Annotated in this window: 10 protein-coding genes; 5 read left to right on the top strand and 5 right to left on the bottom strand. The window is 42.7% G+C overall.

What is annotated here, in order from left to right; all coding sequences use genetic code 11:
- The first annotated feature begins 498 nt into the window (after positions 1-498).
- Positions 499-1356 (top strand): alpha/beta fold hydrolase, encoded by an 858-nt coding sequence (locus tag XEN7305_RS11930; protein ID WP_006509682.1) that lies wholly within the window; start codon positions 499-501, stop codon positions 1354-1356.
- A gap of 6 nt (positions 1357-1362) precedes the next feature.
- Here the strand turns inward: XEN7305_RS11930 and XEN7305_RS11925 are convergent, their stop codons facing one another.
- Complete coding sequence (locus XEN7305_RS11925) at positions 1363-2265, bottom strand: hypothetical protein (protein WP_006509681.1); 903 nt, start codon at positions 2263-2265, stop codon at positions 1363-1365.
- A gap of 74 nt (positions 2266-2339) precedes the next feature.
- Between XEN7305_RS11925 and XEN7305_RS11920 the strand changes: the two genes are divergently transcribed.
- A complete protein-coding gene (locus XEN7305_RS11920) occupies positions 2340-3869 on the top strand; it encodes a bifunctional aminoglycoside phosphotransferase/ATP-binding protein (protein WP_006509680.1) in 1530 nt (509 codons plus the stop codon).
- 82 nt (positions 3870-3951) lie between these two features.
- Positions 3952-5439, top strand: coding sequence for a TldD/PmbA family protein (locus tag XEN7305_RS11915; RefSeq protein WP_006509679.1), 1488 nt, complete (start codon positions 3952-3954; stop codon positions 5437-5439).
- A 51-nt stretch (positions 5440-5490) separates the two neighbouring features.
- On the opposite strand, the gene glyS is transcribed toward XEN7305_RS11915, so the two are convergent.
- A complete protein-coding gene (glyS, locus tag XEN7305_RS11910) occupies positions 5491-7632 on the bottom strand; it encodes a glycine--tRNA ligase subunit beta (protein ID WP_040897603.1) in 2142 nt (713 codons plus the stop codon).
- A gap of 193 nt (positions 7633-7825) precedes the next feature.
- Here glyS and XEN7305_RS11905 point away from each other — a divergent pair, with 193 nt between their 5' ends.
- Entirely contained in the window at positions 7826-9127 is a 1302-nt protein-coding gene (locus tag XEN7305_RS11905) for a TldD/PmbA family protein (RefSeq protein ID WP_006509677.1), read from the top strand.
- Between the two features lie 44 nt (positions 9128-9171).
- Here XEN7305_RS11905 and XEN7305_RS11900 read toward each other — a convergent pair whose 3' ends face one another.
- Entirely contained in the window at positions 9172-9777 is a 606-nt protein-coding gene (locus XEN7305_RS11900; protein WP_006509676.1) for a PIN domain-containing protein, read from the bottom strand.
- The gene (locus XEN7305_RS11895) at positions 9774-10262 is read right to left on the bottom strand and encodes a hypothetical protein (protein ID WP_006509675.1); all 489 of its coding nucleotides are present in this window, start codon (positions 10260-10262) and stop codon (positions 9774-9776) included. Before XEN7305_RS11895 ends, XEN7305_RS11900 begins: the two co-directional genes overlap by 4 nt.
- Before the next feature lie 164 nt (positions 10263-10426).
- Here XEN7305_RS11895 and zds point away from each other — a divergent pair, with 164 nt between their 5' ends.
- Entirely contained in the window at positions 10427-11860 is a 1434-nt protein-coding gene (zds, locus tag XEN7305_RS11890) for a 9,9'-di-cis-zeta-carotene desaturase (protein ID WP_006509674.1), read from the top strand.
- A gap of 176 nt (positions 11861-12036) precedes the next feature.
- Here the strand turns inward: zds and XEN7305_RS11885 are convergent, their stop codons facing one another.
- Complete coding sequence (locus XEN7305_RS11885; protein ID WP_040897601.1) at positions 12037-20562, bottom strand: type I polyketide synthase; 8526 nt, start codon at positions 20560-20562, stop codon at positions 12037-12039.
- Positions 20563-20787: the final 225 nt, after the last annotated feature.

Below are 20787 nucleotides of genomic sequence, written 5' to 3'. Positions count from 1 at the left end.
TAAACGAATAAATTAGAAGTAGTTTTATCCTTCTGCCCTCTCTCTTGGTGAGCGTTCCCTTGCGCCTGACGGCGGCGCGGGGTCTCACCGCTGCCCTCTGCCCTCTGCCATCTGCCCTCTGCCTTCAAGGGCGAAGCCCCGTTAAAAGTGAGTGATTCTAATCACCTTGTCATTTTTATTTCAAAAATCTAGTTTTGAATGCAAACGCGGTTTAGTTTCAAGTTAAAATCAACCAGAAAATAATAAATAAATTATGTTTAGTAAAATCAGCAAATTGGAATTAATAATCTGGGTAATATTTTTAGGAGTTAGTTTATTAACAATTTTCTTTGGGCCTTCCTAGTGCCGCTGCGCGGAAGTAATAAGTAATAAGTAATAAGTCTTGATACATCAGCTTTTCGCTCCTCGTTGATAGATAGCTTATTTACGCCTACGTCCACTAGTCTTGCTGTGCGGAAACAATAAGTATTGACCTAAATATTTGAGGGCAAGTTAATCATGCGAGCAACCATCCGAGATACAGAGCTTTTTTTTGATACTGAAGGCTCTTCTTTAGTCGTCGACGGGACTGTAATGCGTGAGCGACCAGTTGCTTTTCTGGTTCATGGTGGACCAGGGGTCGATCACAGTTCCTATAAATTGGGATTCTCTCCCTTAAGTCGGGAAATGCAACTTGTATACTTTGACCATCGAGGACAAGGGAGGTCAGCACGAGGGGACAAGGAGACTTATACCCTGGAGAATAATATCGAAGACATGGAAGCTTTGCGCCAATATCTGGGATTAGACAAAATCGTTGTCATTGGGACTTCCTACGGCGGGATGGTGGCCCTTTCCTATGCAATTCGTTATCCTCAGCGAGTTTCCCATTTGATCGTGATCGCCACAGTTGCGGATTCCCGTTTTATCGCCCGAGCCCAAGCTTTGTTGGCAAAACAAGGAACCGAAGCTCAAAAAATCTGTGCTGAGCGTTTATGGTCAGGCAAATTCGCCAATGAAGCGCAACTCAAAGAATATTTTCAAGTTATGGGGCCGATGTATTCTCTAACCTATGATCCGCAGCTCAGCGCTGAATCTTGGGATAGAACTATTTATTCTATCGATGCGATTAATATGGCTTTTGGTGGTTTCTTGCGCAATTATAATGTTTTAGGGCAATTACCCACAATTACGGCTCCTACTTTAGTAATTGCGGGGAGGCATGATTGGATCTGCCCCCCAGAATTCTCCGAAGAAATTGCCGCTGCGATTCCCAATGCGGATCTCAGGATTTTTGAGAATAGTGGTCATTTGATTCGAGCTGACGAACCCGAAGCCCTAGTCAATGAGATCGCTGAGTTTATTAGAGCTCATTAAAGCGTCTTAAACATCTACTGATGTTCGTTGCTGATTGTCAGCAGATTCCTCTGAGGAACCCCGACAGGGATGACCAAACCAAGCTCGCTCTTCTTGGGAGGGCGTATATTTAGCTTCTAAAACTTTTGTCACATCTTTTACTGTCCCATTCGCTGGCACCCAGCCATTGTCAACATCGGGAAAATCGAGCTGGCAATTTTCACATTTTTTCTCAGAATAAAAGCGAATTGGGCACCAGAAAGATTCAACATTGCGTAACATTTCGGTGCCTAATGACCAAACTCCAGTCATCCAATCACAATATAGACACCAGATCAAATCATATCCAACTAAACCTTCAAACTTATTTCTTGAAACATTTACCCAGTCCTTCGCATCATATTTGGGTAATTTGATTAATTTGGTTAGAGGAGGATAAACAATCACCTCAGTAAAACGAACTAACCAAAAAAGAGGGACTGCTAAGGCCGTAATCCAAACGGCTAAATGATTTTGCCATTTGCCAACTATGCTACCTAAAGTGCGATGAATATTGGCTTGCTGCAATTCCTGGGCATGAGTCAATTCATGGGCAAAAATCCAGAGCCAGAGGGTAGTTAATTCGGCTAACAACGCAATTCCTAGTCCTTGCCAGCCTGATGCTAGAGAGCCGACAGTCACAGGTACTAACATAAAATAGGCTAATGCCAAATCGATGCCTGGAGCAGCGCAAAACCAATCAGAAATCTCCTGACCCATTTTACCCAGACGAGGCAGTAAATGAAGAAACCCGACGCCTATAATCAACGATGTAACGAAACCAAGATATAAGATTACGAGTTGACTCATCAAAATATTCTCCTCTAATGTTGTCGCGATCGCCTTTAGAGCATGTTGGATCGCCGAATAAAATGTCAATCTTGTTACCATTAGGCTAACGAAGGAAGTTTTAGAGAGTTAAAAATCTTGACAAATTTCAACAAACTTGAATAGGGGTATAAATCATGCTACAGCAAGCCCTTCCCTACCTCATAAAACTCATGATGCAACCCGAGTTTTATCCCCATCCAGTTACTGAACCCATTAAGCTGATTCAAACCCATATTTCCTATGTTCTCTTAACAGGGGATTATGTCTACAAAGTTAAAAAAGCTGTGAATTTGGGTTTTCTCAACTTCTCGACTCTTGCGGCAAGACATCATTTCTGCCAAGAAGAATTGCGATTAAATCATCGTTTAGCTCCAGAAATTTATTTAGAAGTATTACCAATTACTCAAATAGGACAAAAATTTGTCTTGGATGGCTCAGGAGAAGCTCAGGAATATGCTTTAAAAATGCGTCAATTTCCCCAGGATTCGCTGTTAAGTAATATGCTCAAACAAGGGAAACTGACCAGGGATTTAGTAGCTCAATTAGGCCGCATCGTGGCTCAGGTTCATTTGCGAGCTAAAACTAGTGATTACATTCGCAGTTTTGGAGATATTGCCCAACTTCAAAATGCGATCGCCCAAAATTATCAACAAAGCCAAAAATATATCGGTAGCTTGCAAACCCAACAACAATATGAGGAAACGAAAAGCTTTAGCGATCGCTTTTTTACTGTACAAGCTACATCATTAAAACAAAGGCAGGAAAATAATTGGATTCGCGAATGTCACGGTGATTTACATCTGGACAATATTTGTTTTTGGCAGAACAAAATTCAGCTTTTCGATTGCATTGAGTTTAATGAGCAGTTTCGCTTTGTCGACGTTATGTATGACGTGGCCTTTTTGATGATGGATCTCGAAGCTTCGGGACACCAAGAATTGGCTAATGTTTTCCTCAATAGCTATATAGAAAGAACTGGGGATTGGGATGGCTTGTTCGTCTTGCCTTTATATTTATCGCGACAGGCTTATGTTCGCGCCAAGATTAATTCTTGGCTCTGGGATAATCCCACTTTGCCAGAGCAGAAACAACTTCACGCAGGAGCCAAAGCAGAAAATTATTACCGTTTGGCTTGGCAATATACCCGACCCCATGAGGGAAAACTCTTTCTCATGTCTGGCTTATCGGGTTCTGGGAAGACTACAGTCGCCAAACAACTGGCAAATAGTTTGGGGGCAATTCATATTCGCTCAGATGCGGTGCGCAAACATTTATCGGGCACGCCCTTAGACCAGGCAGGAGATCCTAGTATTTATACTCCAGACATGAGCCGCAAGACCTATGGGAAATTATCGGAATTGGGCATCAAGTTAGCTAGCTATGGTTATACAGTGATTCTAGATGCTAAATACGATCGCCAAAGTTTACGAACAGCAGTCATCGCTAAAGCTCAAACTAAGCAAATTTCCCTCGAAATTATTTTCTGCACTGCGCCAGAACAAGTACTACGCGATCGCCTTTGGGCTCGCACTGGAGATATTTCTGATGCAACTGTTGAGCTGTTAGAATCCCAAAAAAAATCATTTGAGGCTTTTACCGAAGCGGAAAAACCTTTGATTAGAAAATTTGGCGCTACTGAACCAGAAATTTTGCAGAAGAATTGAGGATACATCAACTCAGAAGGATTGTTATATTAAGTTAGGTATTGAACACCCCATCCTCAGATTCCTCAAGCGAAACTTTAATATGGTACAAGCACCCCCTCATCTCACAACTCAAGAACTGGCTAACCTGGCGGTGAATCTGATTCGTCAAGCTGGCTGCGAATATGGCGATATCCGCCTTTGTAAATATCGCAATCAAAGATTATCCGCGCGCGATCGCTCTTTGAAAAATCTTGCGGATAATGATAGCTCTGGGTTTGGGGTGCGAGTGCTCTTAGATGGAGCTTGGGGTTTTGCCGCTTCCCATCGAAAAACGGCCGAGGAAGTAACCAGGATTGTAAATCTAGCGGTTGAGATTGCCAAGGGAAGTCGTTTAAGTCAACAAGAACCTGTGCGATTAGTTCCGGTAGACGCTTACCAGGACCAGTATATTACTCCTATTGGGATCGATCCTTTTACGATTTCCATTGGGGAAAAAGCTGAATTATTATTAGAGATTAATGATCGCCTTTTAAGCTATGGCGACCAGGGTATTAAAAAAGCTGCCTCTTTCCTGAGTTTTTCCCAGGAAAATAAAGTATTTGCCTCGACCGAAGGCTCATTAATCGACCAAACTTTCTATCGTAGTTATGGGGGTTTTGGTTGTACTGCGATCGCTAATGGTGATGCTCAAGAACGCAGTTATGAACGTCCGCCCTTAAATATTGGTTACGAACATATTAATCCAGATGATTTACTTGCCAATGTCGAACGAGTTGCCACAGAGGCGATCGCCAAAGTCCAGGCACCACAATGGGATCTCGACAAGAAAACAACTTTGATTCTCAAACCTACCAACCTCTTTTTGACTATTCATGAATCAGTGGGGCATCCAACCGAATTAGATCGGGTTTACGGTTATGAATCCAATTTTGCAGGAACTAGTTTTGCAACTACAGACAAATGGCAAAATCTTCAATATGCTGCTCCTTGGGTCAATTTTGTGGCAGATCGTACCCAGAATAAGGGAAGAAGTACTCTCGCCTATGATGATGAGGGTGTACCCGCACAAAAATGGTATGTAGTGAAAGATGGGATTCTTAATGATTACCTAACTGATCGGGAAACCGCCTATAGATTGGGCCGAGGCAGTAGCAATGGCAGTGCCTTTGCCGATAGTTGGTCTAGTGTGCCGATGGTGCGAATCCCCAATCTTGGTCTGGAGCCAGGAAAACCAGGGGGGAGCAACACTGCTAGTTTAGCCGAGATGATCGCAGAGACAGAAGAGGGAATTTTAATCGATGGCATTGGCAGTTTTTCCATCGATCAGCAGCGGCGTAATTTCCAATTTGGTGGTGATGCCTTCTGGAAAGTTGAAAAAGGCAAGATTGTCGGCATGCTCAAAAATGTGACTTATCACAGTATGACAACTGATTTTTGGAATCAGGTAGATGCGATCGGCGATGAGTCAGAATTGCAGCAATGTGGGACTAATATGTGTGGCAAAGGTGAGCCCATGCAAATAGCTCAAATGACCCATGCCTGTGTCCCTGTTAGGGTGAGAGATATTCATGTGGGTAGAGCCAAGTAAGCTAAGGCAGAGGGCAGAGGGCAGAAGGCAGAAGTTTAGAAGTAAAGCTCATTAGCTCTTTACGATCGCCCCAAAATCAGCTAACACCCTGGCATGATTGCGCAACAAACCGAGTAAGTTGAGACGATTGTTTTTAATATTTTCATCTTCAGCCATGACTAAAACACTATTTTCACCGTCGAAAAACTGACCAACTTTAGGAGCAAGATCACTCAACCCATCAACTAGTATTTGATAATTTCTGGTAGCTAAAGCAAATTCTGTTTGGGGAAGTAATTTCACTAAAGCATTATAGAAAGACTCTTCAGCGGGAGATTCAAATAAATCGCAATTGATTACCGCTTGAGGATCTAATTGTTGGGTATCTAAGTCTCCTTTGCTTGCCAATCTAGTAGAACGATTGACAGTTTCATAAATATTGTCTAACTGACTATTAAGCCTGATTGCTTGGAGGAACAAGGCGCGATCGCGAACATCCAAAAGATTGGTCAAAGCTCTGTTTGTATACTCAGCATCGGCTTCTCCCAAAATGGCATTTACTAAATCGTAATCAATATTTTTTTCATCCTGCAAAAGAGTACGAAGACGTTGCATAAAAAATTCTTGGAGAGCATCTAAAGGGGATGCTTGATCTTGATGAGAAGCCAGAAATTCATTGGCTCCTTGTTGCAGCAATTCCTGAATATTTACTTCTAAATTGGCAGACCAAATAATATTGACAACACCGTTGGCCGCTCTGCGCAAAGCAAAAGGATCGGAAGAACCAGTGGGAATCATCCCCAAGCCAAAAATACTAACTAAGCTATCCAAGCGATCTGCCAGACCGACTACTTGACCATTCAAGGTTTCGGGCATAATATCATCTGCACCTCTTGGTAAATAATGCTCAAAAATACCTTTCGCGACAGTTGCATTTTCTCCACTAACCAAAGCATATTTTTCCCCCATGACCCCCTGCAATTCAGGGAATTCATAGACCATTTGCGTGACCAGATCTGCTTTGCAAAGTAACGCCGTACTTTCAATGTCTTTTTTTTGCTCTTCGGTGATTTCTAGCTGGGCTGCGATCGCATTGGACACTTCCATAATGCGATCTACTTTATCGCGCATTGTCCCCAATTGTTCTTGGAAAGTAACGGTTTCTAATTGAGGTAAATAAGTATCTAAATGTTCATCACAGTCTGCTTTATAAAAGAATTGGGCATCGGCTAACCTAGCTCTAATCACTCGACCATTACCTTCTGCGATCGCCTCAGATTGCTGGGGATCGCCGTTAGAAATAGTAATAAAATTTGGTAACAGCGCCGGTGAATCTTGCTTTTTAATCGGAAAGTAGCGTTGGTGAGTCACCATCACGGTGGAAATGACCTCCGTTGGCAAATCGAGAAATGCCGGCTCAAACTTGCCAACTACCGCGGTGGGATATTCAACTAAATTGACAACTTCTTCTAGCAATTCAGGATAAACCTCCGCTTCTCCGGCAATTTCCTGGGCAACTGCGGCAATATCTTGTTCTATTTTCTGTTTTCTACGCTGGGAATCTACTTCGACAAAGCCTTGGCGCAAGGCGGTTACATAATCTGCTGCCTGGGTCAAAGATATTGATTCGGGATGTAGAACTCGATGACCCCGGGAAAGGCGATCGCTTGTGATCTTTTCTGAGCCATTGACCAACTCCAAAGGCAGGATCGCATCGTCGAGTAATGCCACTAACCAACGAATTGGCCGAGGAAATCGCATATCTCCATCACCCCAACGCATAAACCTTTTCCCTTCCAATCCTGTGATCCATTGCCGACATAATCCGGGTAGAATTTCGGTGATTGCTTGACCAGATATTTGTTTCTGAATAAAAACAAACTCTCCCTTGTCGGTGTCTCGCAGTTCCAAATCGCTCACAGCTACTCCTTGTTTGCGCGCAAACCCCTCCGCTGCTTTGGTGGGATTTCCGTCTTTGAAGGCGGCCCTAGCGGGGGGCCCTTTAATTTCTTCTTCGCGATCTGATTGTTTGCTGGGTAATCCTTGAATCAAGACAGCTAAACGACGGGGTGTTCCGTAAACGTCAATACTTTGAGGCGTTAAAAATTCTGCGGCCAAACTTTGAGGAATTCTTGCCTGCCATTGTGCGATCGCACTGCCGACGAAATCAGCGGGCAATTCTTCAACTCCAACTTCCAATAAAAAATCAACCATAATAAAACTTGCTATAACCATCCAGTTACAACAGAATAGCAGTTTATTGATAGTTGAAACTACTCGATAATCTGGCCATAGAAATACCACACTCATAATCTTGTTTAGCCGGTATTTTTGCAGCTTTGTTTCGAACAGAATAATATTGATAGACTATCGAGGAGATAAGTCATTAGCCTTTACAAACCAATAAATGAATAATTATTTAGAACAAGTCATCGATCTGGCAAAGAAAAAAAATATTGAAGCAGAAGTATATTACCTTGCAAGTCAGGATACTCCCATTGAGTTTGCCAATAATCGCTTGAAATCTTTGGAAACTAAGGCTGTAGAAGGAATTGCCCTCAGAGTGATTGCCGATGGCAAATTGGGTTTTGCTAGTGCTAGTGATCTAACTCGCTTAGATGATCTGGTGGAAGCTGCGATCGCGACGGCAGCCATCTCCGATCCTGTCGAATTTGATTTTGCGAGTAATGTTCAGTTAAGTTCTGAGGCTAGTGATTATCAACTGCCTAGTACAGAAAAACTAGTGAACATTGGGGAAGAGCTCATTGCCAAAGTTCATGAATATAATCCGGATATTTTAGTCGATACGAGTTTTAATCTTGGAGCAACTCAGGTTCAACTAGCCACCACGACCAACACCTACGCTCAACAAAGTGACCAGGGCATTAGTGCTAGTCTCTCGGGCAATTTGGTGCGGGGAGAAGATTTTTTACAGGCTTATGCCTTTGAAGTTACCCGAGAAAAAGAGCCTGATTATAATGGTTTGGTCACAGATCTGGTTGGTAAATATCAAAATGCAGAACATAATGCGACTATCTCCAGCGGAACTTATCCTGTCTTATTTACCCCTTTGGCCGCGGCAATGGCGATCGGGCGCTTGTTCAAGACCATTTTGTCGGGGCAGGCAGTAGTTCAGAAGGCTTCTCCTTTGATTGAAAAACTCGGGTCAAAAGTTTTTGATGAGCGTTTGACTCTCACCGAAGATCCCACGTTTGGCGTCTCAGCTTGTCAGTTTGATGACGAGGGAACTCCTACCCAGAAGAAACTTTTAGTAGAAAATGGCATCGTCAAACAATTTTATTGGGATCGTCGTTGGGCTGCTCGTGGGGGAACAACTTCTACGGGGAATGGTTTCCGTGGCGGATTGTCTCGTCCTGGTCCTAGTTTAGTCAACCTTTGTATGAGCTCTGGGAATAGCAGTTTGGCGGAGCTGATTGCCGGGATGGAAGAAGGCATTATTGTCGATCAGGTATTGGGTGCGGGGCAATCTAATCAATTAGCAGGAGAGTTTTCTGTCAATTTGGATTTGGGTTACAAAGTCGAACAAGGCAAAATTGTTGGCCGAGTCAAAAATACAATGGTAGCGGGCAATATTTTTGAAGCTTTTAATGATTTGGTAGATTTGAGCGATCGCGCTTACTGGGTTGGTGGAAGTTCCTATTTACCCTATATTCTATTTGCCGGTTTAGGAGTCGCCTCTAGAGAGTAAAAAAACTATGAAAAACCAGACAAAACTGCTAGCAAAGCTGATTGCTAAGAAGATTGAGATTGGATAAAACTATAACCATCATCGAATCGGAAGATCATCCTACAGTTAAATCCATTTAATTCTTCAATAATATCTGGATTATCAAAATCTTTTGAGTTTCGATTGAGGAAACATGCTTGCTGGGGTTGATCATGCTTTAAATGTCTGATAACTGATGCATAGACGATAGCATCTTGTGATTTTAAGTCATAAGTATTTTCATAAGATGCTGCTTCTCTCAAAATATCTATGTTGAGTGCAATAATGTTACCAATGCGAAGAAATTGAGCTCGATATTGAACAAAACGTTGCCATTCTTCCTCATTACTTTGCACCATCAAACTAGCAATATCTTGAATGCTTCGAATCCGATTGGCATAAGATGTCGTACGGGAAAGTTGCCGTAATTCATCATTGAGTAACTTTTGGAGATTTCGACGGCTAGTTGCCTGACGATTGAGCTTTTCATGAGGTTCGGCAAGACTATAGGCAGGAATAATCAATTGTGCTCGGTTGCTCTCACAAAGTTGCAGAATCTGTTCACAACTTTCGGACTGTTCTTGCTCAAAGACTAGCTCTAAAGCAAAATTAGTTTCAACATAAATATTCACGCAACGGCCTCATACTCAATCTTACCTCCAACCAAATCCGCATATAATCCAGAATCAATTAACCAAGATTGAGATTTATCTAAATCTTCTGAGGGTTGATCAGAATGAATCAGCCCTCCAAGCCAAGATGCCACAATCAGTTCTAAGCTTTGTCCTGTGAGGTGATCAACTGTGACTTCTGCCTTTGTAAGATAGGGTTTGAGTATGGGAAAAGCATCAACAATATAGTTAGGCTCTCCTGCCTTAACTTCTCTATCGTTTTGCCCAACTTTAGAATCAGTCCAGAGATAAAATTTATCTGGGAAAACTATTAAAAAATAGGGAGTTTTGGGCAAACTGTCATGTGCTAGGATATTTCGCCGCAGTTTGGATGCCCATTCTGAAGATGTGTTGGTTTTTCCTTTAACCTCAACGATGAGAATAGGCTTTCCATCAGAGTTTTCGACCAATAAGTCCCAGTAACGAAAATATGATTTGGTAGCCATAAATAAAATTATTGAAATTATTGTGACGAATAACTACTTCTTTATTTTAGTTCAAATTACTATCTTTTTGTTGGAGCTATAGTAACTCTTATCTTTGTTTTCCAATTCACACCAGACCGAACATATATTAAAATATGTAAAGAAAATTAACGGAAAAAGATTGAATGCGGGTTGCAATAGTAGGTGCGGGATTAGCGGGAATGGCAACGGCGATCGACTTGGTTGATGCTGGTCATGAAGTAGAAATTTTTGAATCACGCCCTTTTGTCGGCGGAAAAGTTGGCAGTTGGGTAGATAAAGATGGAAATCATGTCGAAATGGGTCTCCACGTCTTCTTCGGCTGCTATTACAATCTTTTTGCCCTAATGAAAAAAGTCGGGGCCATTGATAATCTCCGTCTGAAAGAGCATTCTCATACTTTTATCAACAATGGTGGCAAAGTCGGCGAGCTCGATTTTCGCTTTCCCGTCGGTGCACCTTTTCATGGGTTGAAAGCTTTCTTCACCTCGTCTCAACTATCAGCAGTCGATAAAATTGCCAACTCTCTGGCTCTGGGCACTAGTCCTATTGTTCGAGGTTTAATCGATTTTGAAGGCGCGATGAGAAATATTCGCGATCTCGACTCGATTAGTTTTGCCGATTGGTTTCGCTCCCATGGGGGCAATAATGGCAGCCTCAAAAAGATGTGGAATCCGATCGCCTATGCTTTGGGATTTATCGATACCGAAAATATTTCCGCCCGCTGTATGCTCACTATTTTTCAGTTTTTTGCAGCGAAAACAGAAGCTTCAATTTTGCGAATGTTAGAAGGTTCTCCCCACGAATATCTTCACAAACCTATCGTTGAATATCTCGAAGCGAAAGGAACCAAGATTCATACTCGTCGTCGGGTCAGAGAAATTTTGTACGAAGAAGGCAGCGAAACTAAGGTCACAGGAATTGTAGTAGCTCAGGGCGAAACCGAGGAAGTCATTAATGCCGACGCCTATGTTTTCGCTTGTGATGTTCCAGGTATTAAGAAGGTTTTACCCGAAGCATGGCGTAAATGGTCGGAATTTGACAATATCTATAAGCTAGACGCTGTTCCTGTAGCTACAGTGCAATTACGCTTCGATGGTTGGGTGACCGAGCTCAATGATCCCGAGCAGCAGAAACAATTAGAGAAAGCTGTGGGCATCGATAATTTGCTCTATACTGCTGATGCTGATTTTTCTTGCTTTGCAGATCTAGCATTAACTAGTCCTGGAGATTACTACAAACCAGGAGAAGGTTCTCTGCTGCAATTGGTACTGACTCCTGGAGATCCTTTTATTGCGGAGAAAAATGATGCGATCGCGAATCATGTTTTGCAACAGGTTCACAAGTTATTCCCTTCTTCCCGTGAGCTCAAGATGACTTGGTCTAATGTGGTGAAACTAGCCCAATCTCTTTATCGCGAGGCTCCAGGGATGGATGTTTATCGGCCAGCACAGAAAACTCCAATTCCGAATTTCTTCTTGGCTGGTAGTTATACACAGCAAGATTATATAGACAGCATGGAGGGGGCAACCATTTCAGGGAGGCAGGCAGCAGAAGCTGTTCAGCTATCATTTGGCTAATCAACCTGAGTTCGATGGGCACAGAATTTACTAGTTTTGAATTAAGGACTCGGGGATTTAGGGATTTGGGGAAAAGCCTATTACTTCGTTGTTCAACTTGGGAAATTTAAGCACAAGGAAAATTCGTCGAGCTGACGTTAATCAAAGTCTAATGGTCAATGTTTAATGTTTAATGGTCAAGGAATTAACTTGCTGGTCAACGCGATCGCACTACTGATAATCTTGGCAATCCCATTGGGCTCTTCCAAAGGTAAATTATGACCTCCAGACAATACAACCCTTTTGGCATTGGGCATGGCAGCTTGTTGTTCTGTGAGGTCTTCATTACGATTAAAACTACTCTTGTCTCCATAAACCAAAGTAATTGGAGCTTTGATCCGTTTTAATAAACCCAAATAACGCGATCGCCCGATGCCATTAAACCCAATACCAGCACGAGTACGCAACAAAGGCTCCCAACGCCATCTCACGCCATCTCCATAGGGTTCGGTGATTCTTTCGGCCAACATCATCGCGATCGCTTTGGATAATCCAGGAGTTGCTTGACGCAATCTTTCTGCAGCCGCTTCCACATCGGGAAAAATCGGATGTTGAGGCGGAGATGCTAGATAATCAAGATGAGTCGCTAATTGTTCTGCCGCATCCTCTTCCGCCGCATCCGTGGGCAGGATGGTTTCAATCAGCACCAGATTTTTCACCAGCTGGGGACGAACACTGGCAAAAATCGCGGCCACCACTGAGCCCAAGGAATGACCTACCAACGTAAAGGCTTTACCCGCCAAGGCCTCCACGATCGCATCAACATCCCCGAGGAAATCCATCAAATTATAGGAGCCACCCTTGCCAACGCGATCACTCTTCCCATGTCCTCGCAAATCTGGAGCCACAACCCGATAACCCTTCTGAGCTAGACGAATTGCCACTTCCGACCAAGCCGCACCCTGATCTAAGATACCGTGTAGGCAAACGACAATCGGCCCTTCTTTCGGCCCCCAAGTACAGAGACAGACTCGCAAACCCCTAATATTAACCAATATCTCTTCCATTTTATGGTCGAGTTCCGAAAGCGGAATATTATCTTCTGCTGTTAATTCCTGAGTCAACTCATAATCAAGCCTAGCCGAGATATCTTGAGTGAAATCATTCAGAAGCAAGGGAAGCTTAATTTCTCGCCAAGCATCAGCCATTTTGGGGTCTATTTGCTTACGCTTAAGGAAATTGGGGTCACCAATAGACATAGATTTATCACTCACCCCATCCGTCATGCGGTTTCCTTCATAGGGAGTCAAAACTCCAGGATGGAAAGGAAGATCTAAAAAGTTACAGATTTCCCGCATCACTTTTTCTGGGCTAGCAACTAACTCTTCATAATGAACTAGTAACAGTTTGTCGCTATCTATCTGTTGGGCAAAATCAAGGATATTATGGTTGCTTTGATTCCAAACCGACTCTGCTAGCTGATAGGCATTACTATTTCCTTCGCCAATGAGCTTATCCATCCGCATCCGAGCAAAAGATTCGATTACTGCATAAGGATGCCTTACCAAATGAATATATTTGGCATTGCTAAAAACTGCCTCTGCCTGATTTAAGATAGCTCGGTTACTCGCGTAGGTAGGTGATTTATCAATTAATAGGCGATCGCCTGCCAGCTCTTGAAGCATTTGATACACTTCCGGCACCGCAATATCATCTCGCACCAAATCTGACACCAAGGTTTCACTTGCCTCGGCATCGATGCCTTGCAATTCCATGAACGCTCTTTGTAAACCTTCACCAAGATAGGAAGACTCCAATTCTGCTTGCCGAGCTGCCATAGTAGCAAAAGGAAGTAAATGCAACTCGGGAGGAGAGGCTATATCAGGATGTCCTGCCAACATTACTCGTAATAAAGTGGAACCCGATCGCGGACTGGAGAGAATGAAAGCGATTGGAGCCTTTAAAGGATGAGGGATGAGGGATGAAGGATGAGGAGCAGAAAACTGCTCAATGTTTGATGTGAACTGCTCATTAGCAACTAATAATTGCTCACTGATAATTGATGACCCTTCGGGAAGTGCGCGTCTCTTGGCTGATGAAGCATCAGCAGGGTCGCACTTCTGATGAGCGTTAACTGAATTAGAGAATTCTGTTGCGAGATATTTGGCTAAACTGTCAATGCGAGGACGTTCATAAAATTCTCGGGGATAAAGCATTAATTGCAAATCCTCTTTGAGCTGATTAATTGCTTCCATCAACATCAAAGAATCCATCCCTAAATCAAACAGACTTTCCGATAAAGATAAATTGTCTGGTTGAAGCTGGAGAATATTCGCGATCGCATTATGTAAATATTCCCTTAAATAATCTTCCCTAGCTTCAGGATTGAGCCCTAGAAGTTGCTGATAAACATCTCCTGTCTTGCTTTCTTCGGTGGTTTCTGTGGTAGCGAGTAATTCGGAGAAATAATTAGCTTGCTTCAAATAGGGAAACTGCTTACTCAGCTCATCCCAATCTACCGACATTACCCCAACTTGTGCGGCATTGGCATTTAATAACTCTGCTAAAGCATCCAATCCTTGTTGCGGGTCAATCAATTCCAATCCTTGACGGTTAAAACCTTGGCTCACTGCCATTCCCGAATTGGCCCAGGCTCCCCAATTTATACTCAAAGCAGGTAACCCGATACTCTGACGATAATTCGCGATCGCATCTAAACTGGCATTAGCTGCTGCATAATTTCCCTGTCCTGGGGAACCGACTAAAGAAGCAACTGAAGAGAACATGACGAAGAAATCTAAATCAAGATCTTTAGTGCATTGATGTAAATTCCAAGCGCCAATTACCTTAGGAGCTAATACTTGATGGAATTTCTCCCAAGTCTGATTTTGTAAGATGCCATCATCAAGCACTCCTGCTGCATGAATCACACCCCGCAAAGAATTGGCCCTGTACGTCTCTATAACATTAGCGATCGCTTCAGAATTAGTAATATCTGCTGGAACAACCTCAATAGTCACACCGTTATTTTCTAATTCAGTTATTACTTGCTGAGCTTTCTCGTTAGGGCGACTTCTGCCGATCAAGACCAAATTTTTGGCCCCTCTAGATGCTAGCCATTGGGCAGCCTGTAATCCCAAAGCACCCAAGCCACCGGTAATTAGATAGGAACCATTAGCACTAATTGCTGATAATTTTTTTCCTAGTGATTTTGCTTTTACTAGACGAGGAACATATATCTTTTCTTGCCTGATCGAGAAATAATCTTCCTGGAGAGAATGATTAATTATTCCTAATACAGTATTCGCTTCTGTAGTTTGCTTTTCCCGATTTAAATCGATAATCCCACCATAATATTCGGGATGTTCACTAGCAATGACTTTACCTAGTCCCCACAATGAATTGCCAACAATACTATTTGCGTCAGGAGAAGATAATGATCCAGTTTTTGTCTCTATGAACTGACTATCTCGGGTAATAATCCAAATGGGTGCTACTACAGATTGCTTAAATAAAGTTTGGACTAGATTCAGAATACTTGTGCAATTTCTTTGTTGATATTGTTCAATATCTTTAGTATCTAATTCAGACCCATTTAGACCATCTAGACTCCATAAATAAAGAATACCCTGAATTTTTGCTTGCTTTGTTATTACTTTCTGAAAATCAGGATAACTGTTGTAATCAATATCAATATTATTTTCTGCCTGAAGATTTCCTTTCTCAGATACTAAAAGATAATCTTGGTTAAATGATTTTAATTGTTGAGCGATCTCCGCTCCCAAGTTGTCGGCATCACCAAAAATAATCCATTGACCCGCTGAGAATTCTTTAGGGTCACCAGCTTGCAGATATTCTCTCCATTCAACTTGATAATAACCAAGTTTTGTTGTTCCTGGTGACTCGACTTTACCCGCTAAAACCTTAGCATAATTGACTGCCGCGACTTGCTCATTCTTTTCCAACCAATAGCTTTGTCTTTGGAAGGGATAGGTGGGAAGCTGTAATTTTTCTCGAACATAACCCTGCTCAAATCCTTGCCAATCAATTTTGACACCCTGAATATATAAACTGGCTAAACTCTTAATAATTTGCGACCAATCAGATTTACGGGGTCGTAAACTAGGCAAATACAAACTGGTATCTTTTACCCCAGTATTAGTTGATTCAATATTTTCTAAAATGCTGCGTCCCATTCCCAATAATATGGGTTTAGAACCAACTTCTAAAAAGACATTACATGCTTGTTTTTGTAAAGATGCCATACCCTGGGCAAATTTCACTGGAGCAATCACATGATTTACCCAGTATTCAGGACTAGCAATCTCTTGTGTAACGAGATTTCCTGTCACATTGGAAATTAAATTTATTTGTGGCTCCTGATAATTAATGGTCTGAGCGACTTGGGTAAAATCCGATAAAATCGGTTGCATCAAAGGTGAATGGAACGCATGGGAAACCGTTAATTGTTTGTAGGTTATGCCTTGGGCATCCAATTTACCAACTACTTGTTCTAGCCCATCATTATCTCCAGAAATCACAATATTCTGCGTGCCATTGATCGCTGCGATCGCTATGGTTTCCTGGTAAGGCTTAATAATTTTCTTGATTACTTCTGCTTCGGCGAATACAACAACCATGCCTCCATTTTGAGGTAATGCTTGCATTAATGCTCCTCTTTCAGCAATTAGTTTCAACCCATCTTCTAAACTAAAGACCCCTGCGATCGCGGCAGCCACATATTCCCCCACACTATGACCCATCAAAAGATCAGGTTTGATTCCCCAGGATAACCACATCTGCGCCAGGGAGTATTCTAAAGCGAAAATTGCCGGTTGAGTGTATTTTGTTTGGTTAAGTGAGGATGTCCCATTGTCTGCTGATCCATGGGGATAAATAATATTAATTAAATTATCACCAAGATAAGGTTGCAAGATCCTCGCACAATGGTCTAGGGTGCTACGGAAAATAGGTTGAGTTTGATACAATTCCCGACCCATACCTTCATATTGAGAACCCTGTCCTGTAAAGAGAAAGGCAAGCTTGTTTTTCTGGCTTTTCTCAATCGAGCTACTAACTAGCCCAGAGCTGCTTTTTCCTGAAAGATAATCTGTCAGTTTTTCCTGTAGCTCGACTGAGGATGCTGCGGGAATTGCGAGACGATGGTTAAAATGCGAGCGCCCTGTGTTCGCAGTAAAACAAAGGTTTGCCACTTCAACATCAGGATTAGACTGCAAATATTTCTGATATTTGGCAACTACATCGCTTAACGCAGTTTCATTTTTCGCCGATAAAGTCAAAATATGACAAGGGCGTTCCTCAATTTCCTGACTTTTGACTTTAAGTTGATTTTTAACTTTAAAAGGAGAGTCCTGAATTATCACATGGGCATTTGTGCCACCAAACCCGAAGGAACTAATCCCTGCCAATCTAGGTTTCGCTGATGGTGGCCAGGATTGTAGAGTTGTAGGAATTGATAGAGAGGTATCGGCTAAATCAATCAGGGGGTTTAAATTTTTAAAATTTCGATGGGGCGGAACCGCTTCATTTTGCAGCGACAAAACAGTTTTAATCAGTCCTGCAATTCCCGCAGCAGCTTCTAAATGCCCGATATTGGTTTTTACCGAGGATAGATAGCAACTAGTATTTTCGGGAGAAATAGAATTTTCTGACTGCCCAGCAAAAACTGCTTTAAGCGAACTTACTTCGATGGGATCTCCCAACCTAGTTCCCGTTCCATGAGCTTCAATATGACTAATATCTTGAGCTGTTACTCCTGCATTGGCGATCGCCTGATGAATAACTTCCTGTTGGGCCAAACCATTAGGAGCAGTTAAACCATTACTCCGTCCATCTTGGTTAATCGCTGAGCCCTTAACTACGGCGAGAACATTATCGCGATCGCGGATTGCATCATCTAGTCGCTTGAGAATAATTACCCCACAACCTTCTCCCCGTACATAACCATCAGCCTCAGCATCAAAGGTTTTACAACGCCCATCGGCGGCCATCATTCCGGCCAAAGAGAAAGTTTGGGTCAATTCGGGGGATAACATTAAATTCACGCCACCCGCGATCGCAGTTTGGCATTCCCCATTCTTGAGACTTTGACAAGCTAAATGCACGGCTACCAAAGAAGAAGAACAAGCCGTATCTACGCTCATCGAGGGGCCACGAAGGTCTAAACTGTAGGACAAACGATTTGCCGCAATACTATGGGCATTCCCCGTGCCCGCATAGGCATCTAATTCTGTTCCATAATGTAGTTGCAATTGAGAATAATCGCTGCTACTGATCCCAACAAAGACTCCTGTTGAGGTATCAGAAATTGCCTCTGGTGCAATCGCGGCATCTTCTAGGGCTTCCCAACTGACTTCGAGTAACAATCTCTGTTGAGGGTCCATCCGCTGGGTTTCGCGAGGAGTAATCCCAAAAAACTGAGGATCGAATTTATCTACATCAGAAATAAAACCGCCATAATCTTCACCTGACCAACGATCACTTTTTTTGATAGCTTCTTGCCCATTTTGCAGGAGGGTCCAGAATTCCTGAGGGTTGTTGGCGCCAGGAAAACGACAACCCATGCCGATGATCGCGATTTCTGTTTGACTAGTCTTCGGCTTAGTTTGCTGCGATCGCTGCTGACCTTCTCCCAAGGTACTGTTTAAATGAGATAAATAACTTGCCAGACTGGAGATATTAGGATAATCGTAAACTAGGGTCGGAGAAAGCTTTAGCTGTAAATAATCTTCCAAATCTGCTGATAACCTAACAGCCTGTACCGAATCTAAGCCCAAGCTGGCAAAAGGTTCCGAGCTATCGACTTCTGTATTACTCACAGCCAATCTCTGAGCAATATTTTCGATTAACCAATCTTCAATAATTTCCTGCTGATTATTCCCTTGCCGCTCTCTGTTCTGTATTTTCTTGTCTCTATTCTTTAACTGATCACTACTGACTGATTTTCCAACAACATTCAAGCTACCATCGAGAAAAGCTGCTTTACAAGCATGACGTTGGATCTTCCCACTAGAAGTTTTAGGAATACTAGCAGTTTTAATTAAAACGATCGCATGGGGATTTAGTTCGTGATTTTGTAAAACTGCCTGACGAATTGCCTTGGTAACTTCTTCGACATTTAACTTCCGAAGATAAGTCCTTTTTATCTCTTGAGTAATTACTAATTTCTCTTCTCCGTCAATCTCCACCGAAAAAGCAGCTCCATTCCCAGGACGAACTGCGACCTGAGCGTTATCAACTGTTAATTCTATGTCTTGGGGGTAATGGTTGCGGCCGCGAATAATAATTAAATCTTTGAGTCTTCCTGTGACAAATAGTTCTCCATCTTGAATAAAGCCTAAATCTCCCGTGCGCAGAAACCTCACATTGGGATAATTTTCGAGCCTAGCACCAAAAGCATATTGGGTTAGTTCGGGACGATTCCAATATCCTTGACCAATGCTATTGCTGGCAGCCCAAATTTCACCGACCTCGCCCTCGCTGCATTCTTCTAGGTTATCCGTATTTGCGATCGCCAGGCACTGATTCTGCCGATTAGTCCCACAACTAACTAAAGTAATTAGTTCTGCTTGCTTACTCCCTAATATGGGGGTAGGCATTGGCTCTCCTCCGATGGGAACGGAACTGGTTGGGAGAATCGCGATCGCGTGATTTTGCTCAATACTCTGCTTATCAAAATTTCGCAAAATAGGCTCTACCTGTCGCTCTCCACCGGTGATCAGCAAAGTAGACTCCGCCATGCCATAACAAGGATAAAAAGCTTGTTTGCGAAACCCAGAACTTTGAAAATAACTGCTAAACCGTTGAATGGTCTCAGCACGCACAGGTTCAGCACCAGAAAAAGCTAAAGTCCAACAACTTAGATCGAGGCTATCTCTTTGCTCCTCACTAATCTGGCTCACACAAAGATCATAGGCAAAATTAGGGCCGCCAGAGGTCTCTGCTCGATATTTGTCAATAACTTTCAGCCAACGATAGGGACGCTGCAAAAATGTCACAGGAGGCATCATATACATCGATGAACCGACATAAAGAGGCTGAAGTATCGAGCCAATCAATCCCATATCATGATAGGGAGGCAACCAGGAAACAATCTTTTGTTCAGGAAGATTCTGAAAGGCTTGCTGAATAGAGGACGAGTTGTCAAGCAAATTGCGATGACTAACCATGACCCCTTTCGGTGTACCAGTAGACCCACTCGTATACTGCAAAAAGGCCAAATTCTGACTAGTCAGCTCAGGTCTGCGCCAATGGTCGGCTAGATTGACTTCTATTTGATCCGTTGCAATGAAATGAAGTGATTTTTGTCCTGCTAAATGAAATTTTTCTTCAATCTTGGGTCGTAAATCCTCACTAGTCAGAGCAAACTTGGCATTAGCATCAGCAACAATCGCTAACAGCCGACCAATAGAACGATTTGCACGGGGAGGATAGGCGGGGACGGCAACCACCCCAGCATATAAGCAACCTAGGAATGCAGTGATAAATTCTAATCCAGGTTGATACAAAAGCAGGGCGCGCTCTCCCTTGGCATTTCGACTTTGTAAGACAGTGGCGATCGCAGTCGCTTTAGCTTCTAATTCCTGATAACTAAGGCTACTGGACTCGGTTTCCCCATCTTGCAAAAAAGTGAATGCCGTCTTTTCAGGTCGACTGGCTACCCGTTCTGCTAATCGGTCTATAAATGTCTGGTATTTATCCAATAGACTCCTCTCTGTTGCCACCTATGCGGTGAGACTCCACCTAACTAGCTTATACAAAAGTGAGATATTTTGTTACATTCGGTCACAATAATTATAGGGAAGTTTCTCAAATACAATACGTGATCGCAGGGACAAAAATATAGACCACCGTATTATCATAGGGCAGCCTATACTCTTGGAAAAACCCACACAGTCGGGAATACAAGTGTTTTTTGATTATGAAAT

Origin of the sequence: Xenococcus sp. PCC 7305 (assembly GCF_000332055.1) — a bacterium.
Classification (GTDB): domain Bacteria; phylum Cyanobacteriota; class Cyanobacteriia; order Cyanobacteriales; family Xenococcaceae; genus Xenococcus.
Note: the sequence above shows the minus strand (reverse complement) of the source record. Positions and strands in the feature narration are given on the sequence as shown.

What these genes read in the sequence shown, in the direction of transcription:
- XEN7305_RS11930 (WP_006509682.1), top strand. Translation starts at nt 499, where the DNA reads ATGCGAGCAACCATCCGAGATACAGAGCTTTTTTTTGATACTGAAGGC.
- XEN7305_RS11925 (WP_006509681.1), bottom strand. Translation starts at nt 2,265, where the DNA reads ATGGTAACAAGATTGACATTTTATTCGGCGATCCAACATGCTCTAAAG.
- XEN7305_RS11920 (WP_006509680.1), top strand. Translation starts at nt 2,340, where the DNA reads ATGCTACAGCAAGCCCTTCCCTACCTCATAAAACTCATGATGCAACCC.
- XEN7305_RS11915 (WP_006509679.1), top strand. Translation starts at nt 3,952, where the DNA reads ATGGTACAAGCACCCCCTCATCTCACAACTCAAGAACTGGCTAACCTG.
- glyS (WP_040897603.1), bottom strand. Translation starts at nt 7,632, where the DNA reads ATGGTTGATTTTTTATTGGAAGTTGGAGTTGAAGAATTGCCCGCTGAT.
- XEN7305_RS11905 (WP_006509677.1), top strand. Translation starts at nt 7,826, where the DNA reads ATGAATAATTATTTAGAACAAGTCATCGATCTGGCAAAGAAAAAAAAT.
- XEN7305_RS11895 (WP_006509675.1), bottom strand. Translation starts at nt 10,262, where the DNA reads ATGGCTACCAAATCATATTTTCGTTACTGGGACTTATTGGTCGAAAAC.
- zds (WP_006509674.1), top strand. Translation starts at nt 10,427, where the DNA reads ATGCGGGTTGCAATAGTAGGTGCGGGATTAGCGGGAATGGCAACGGCG.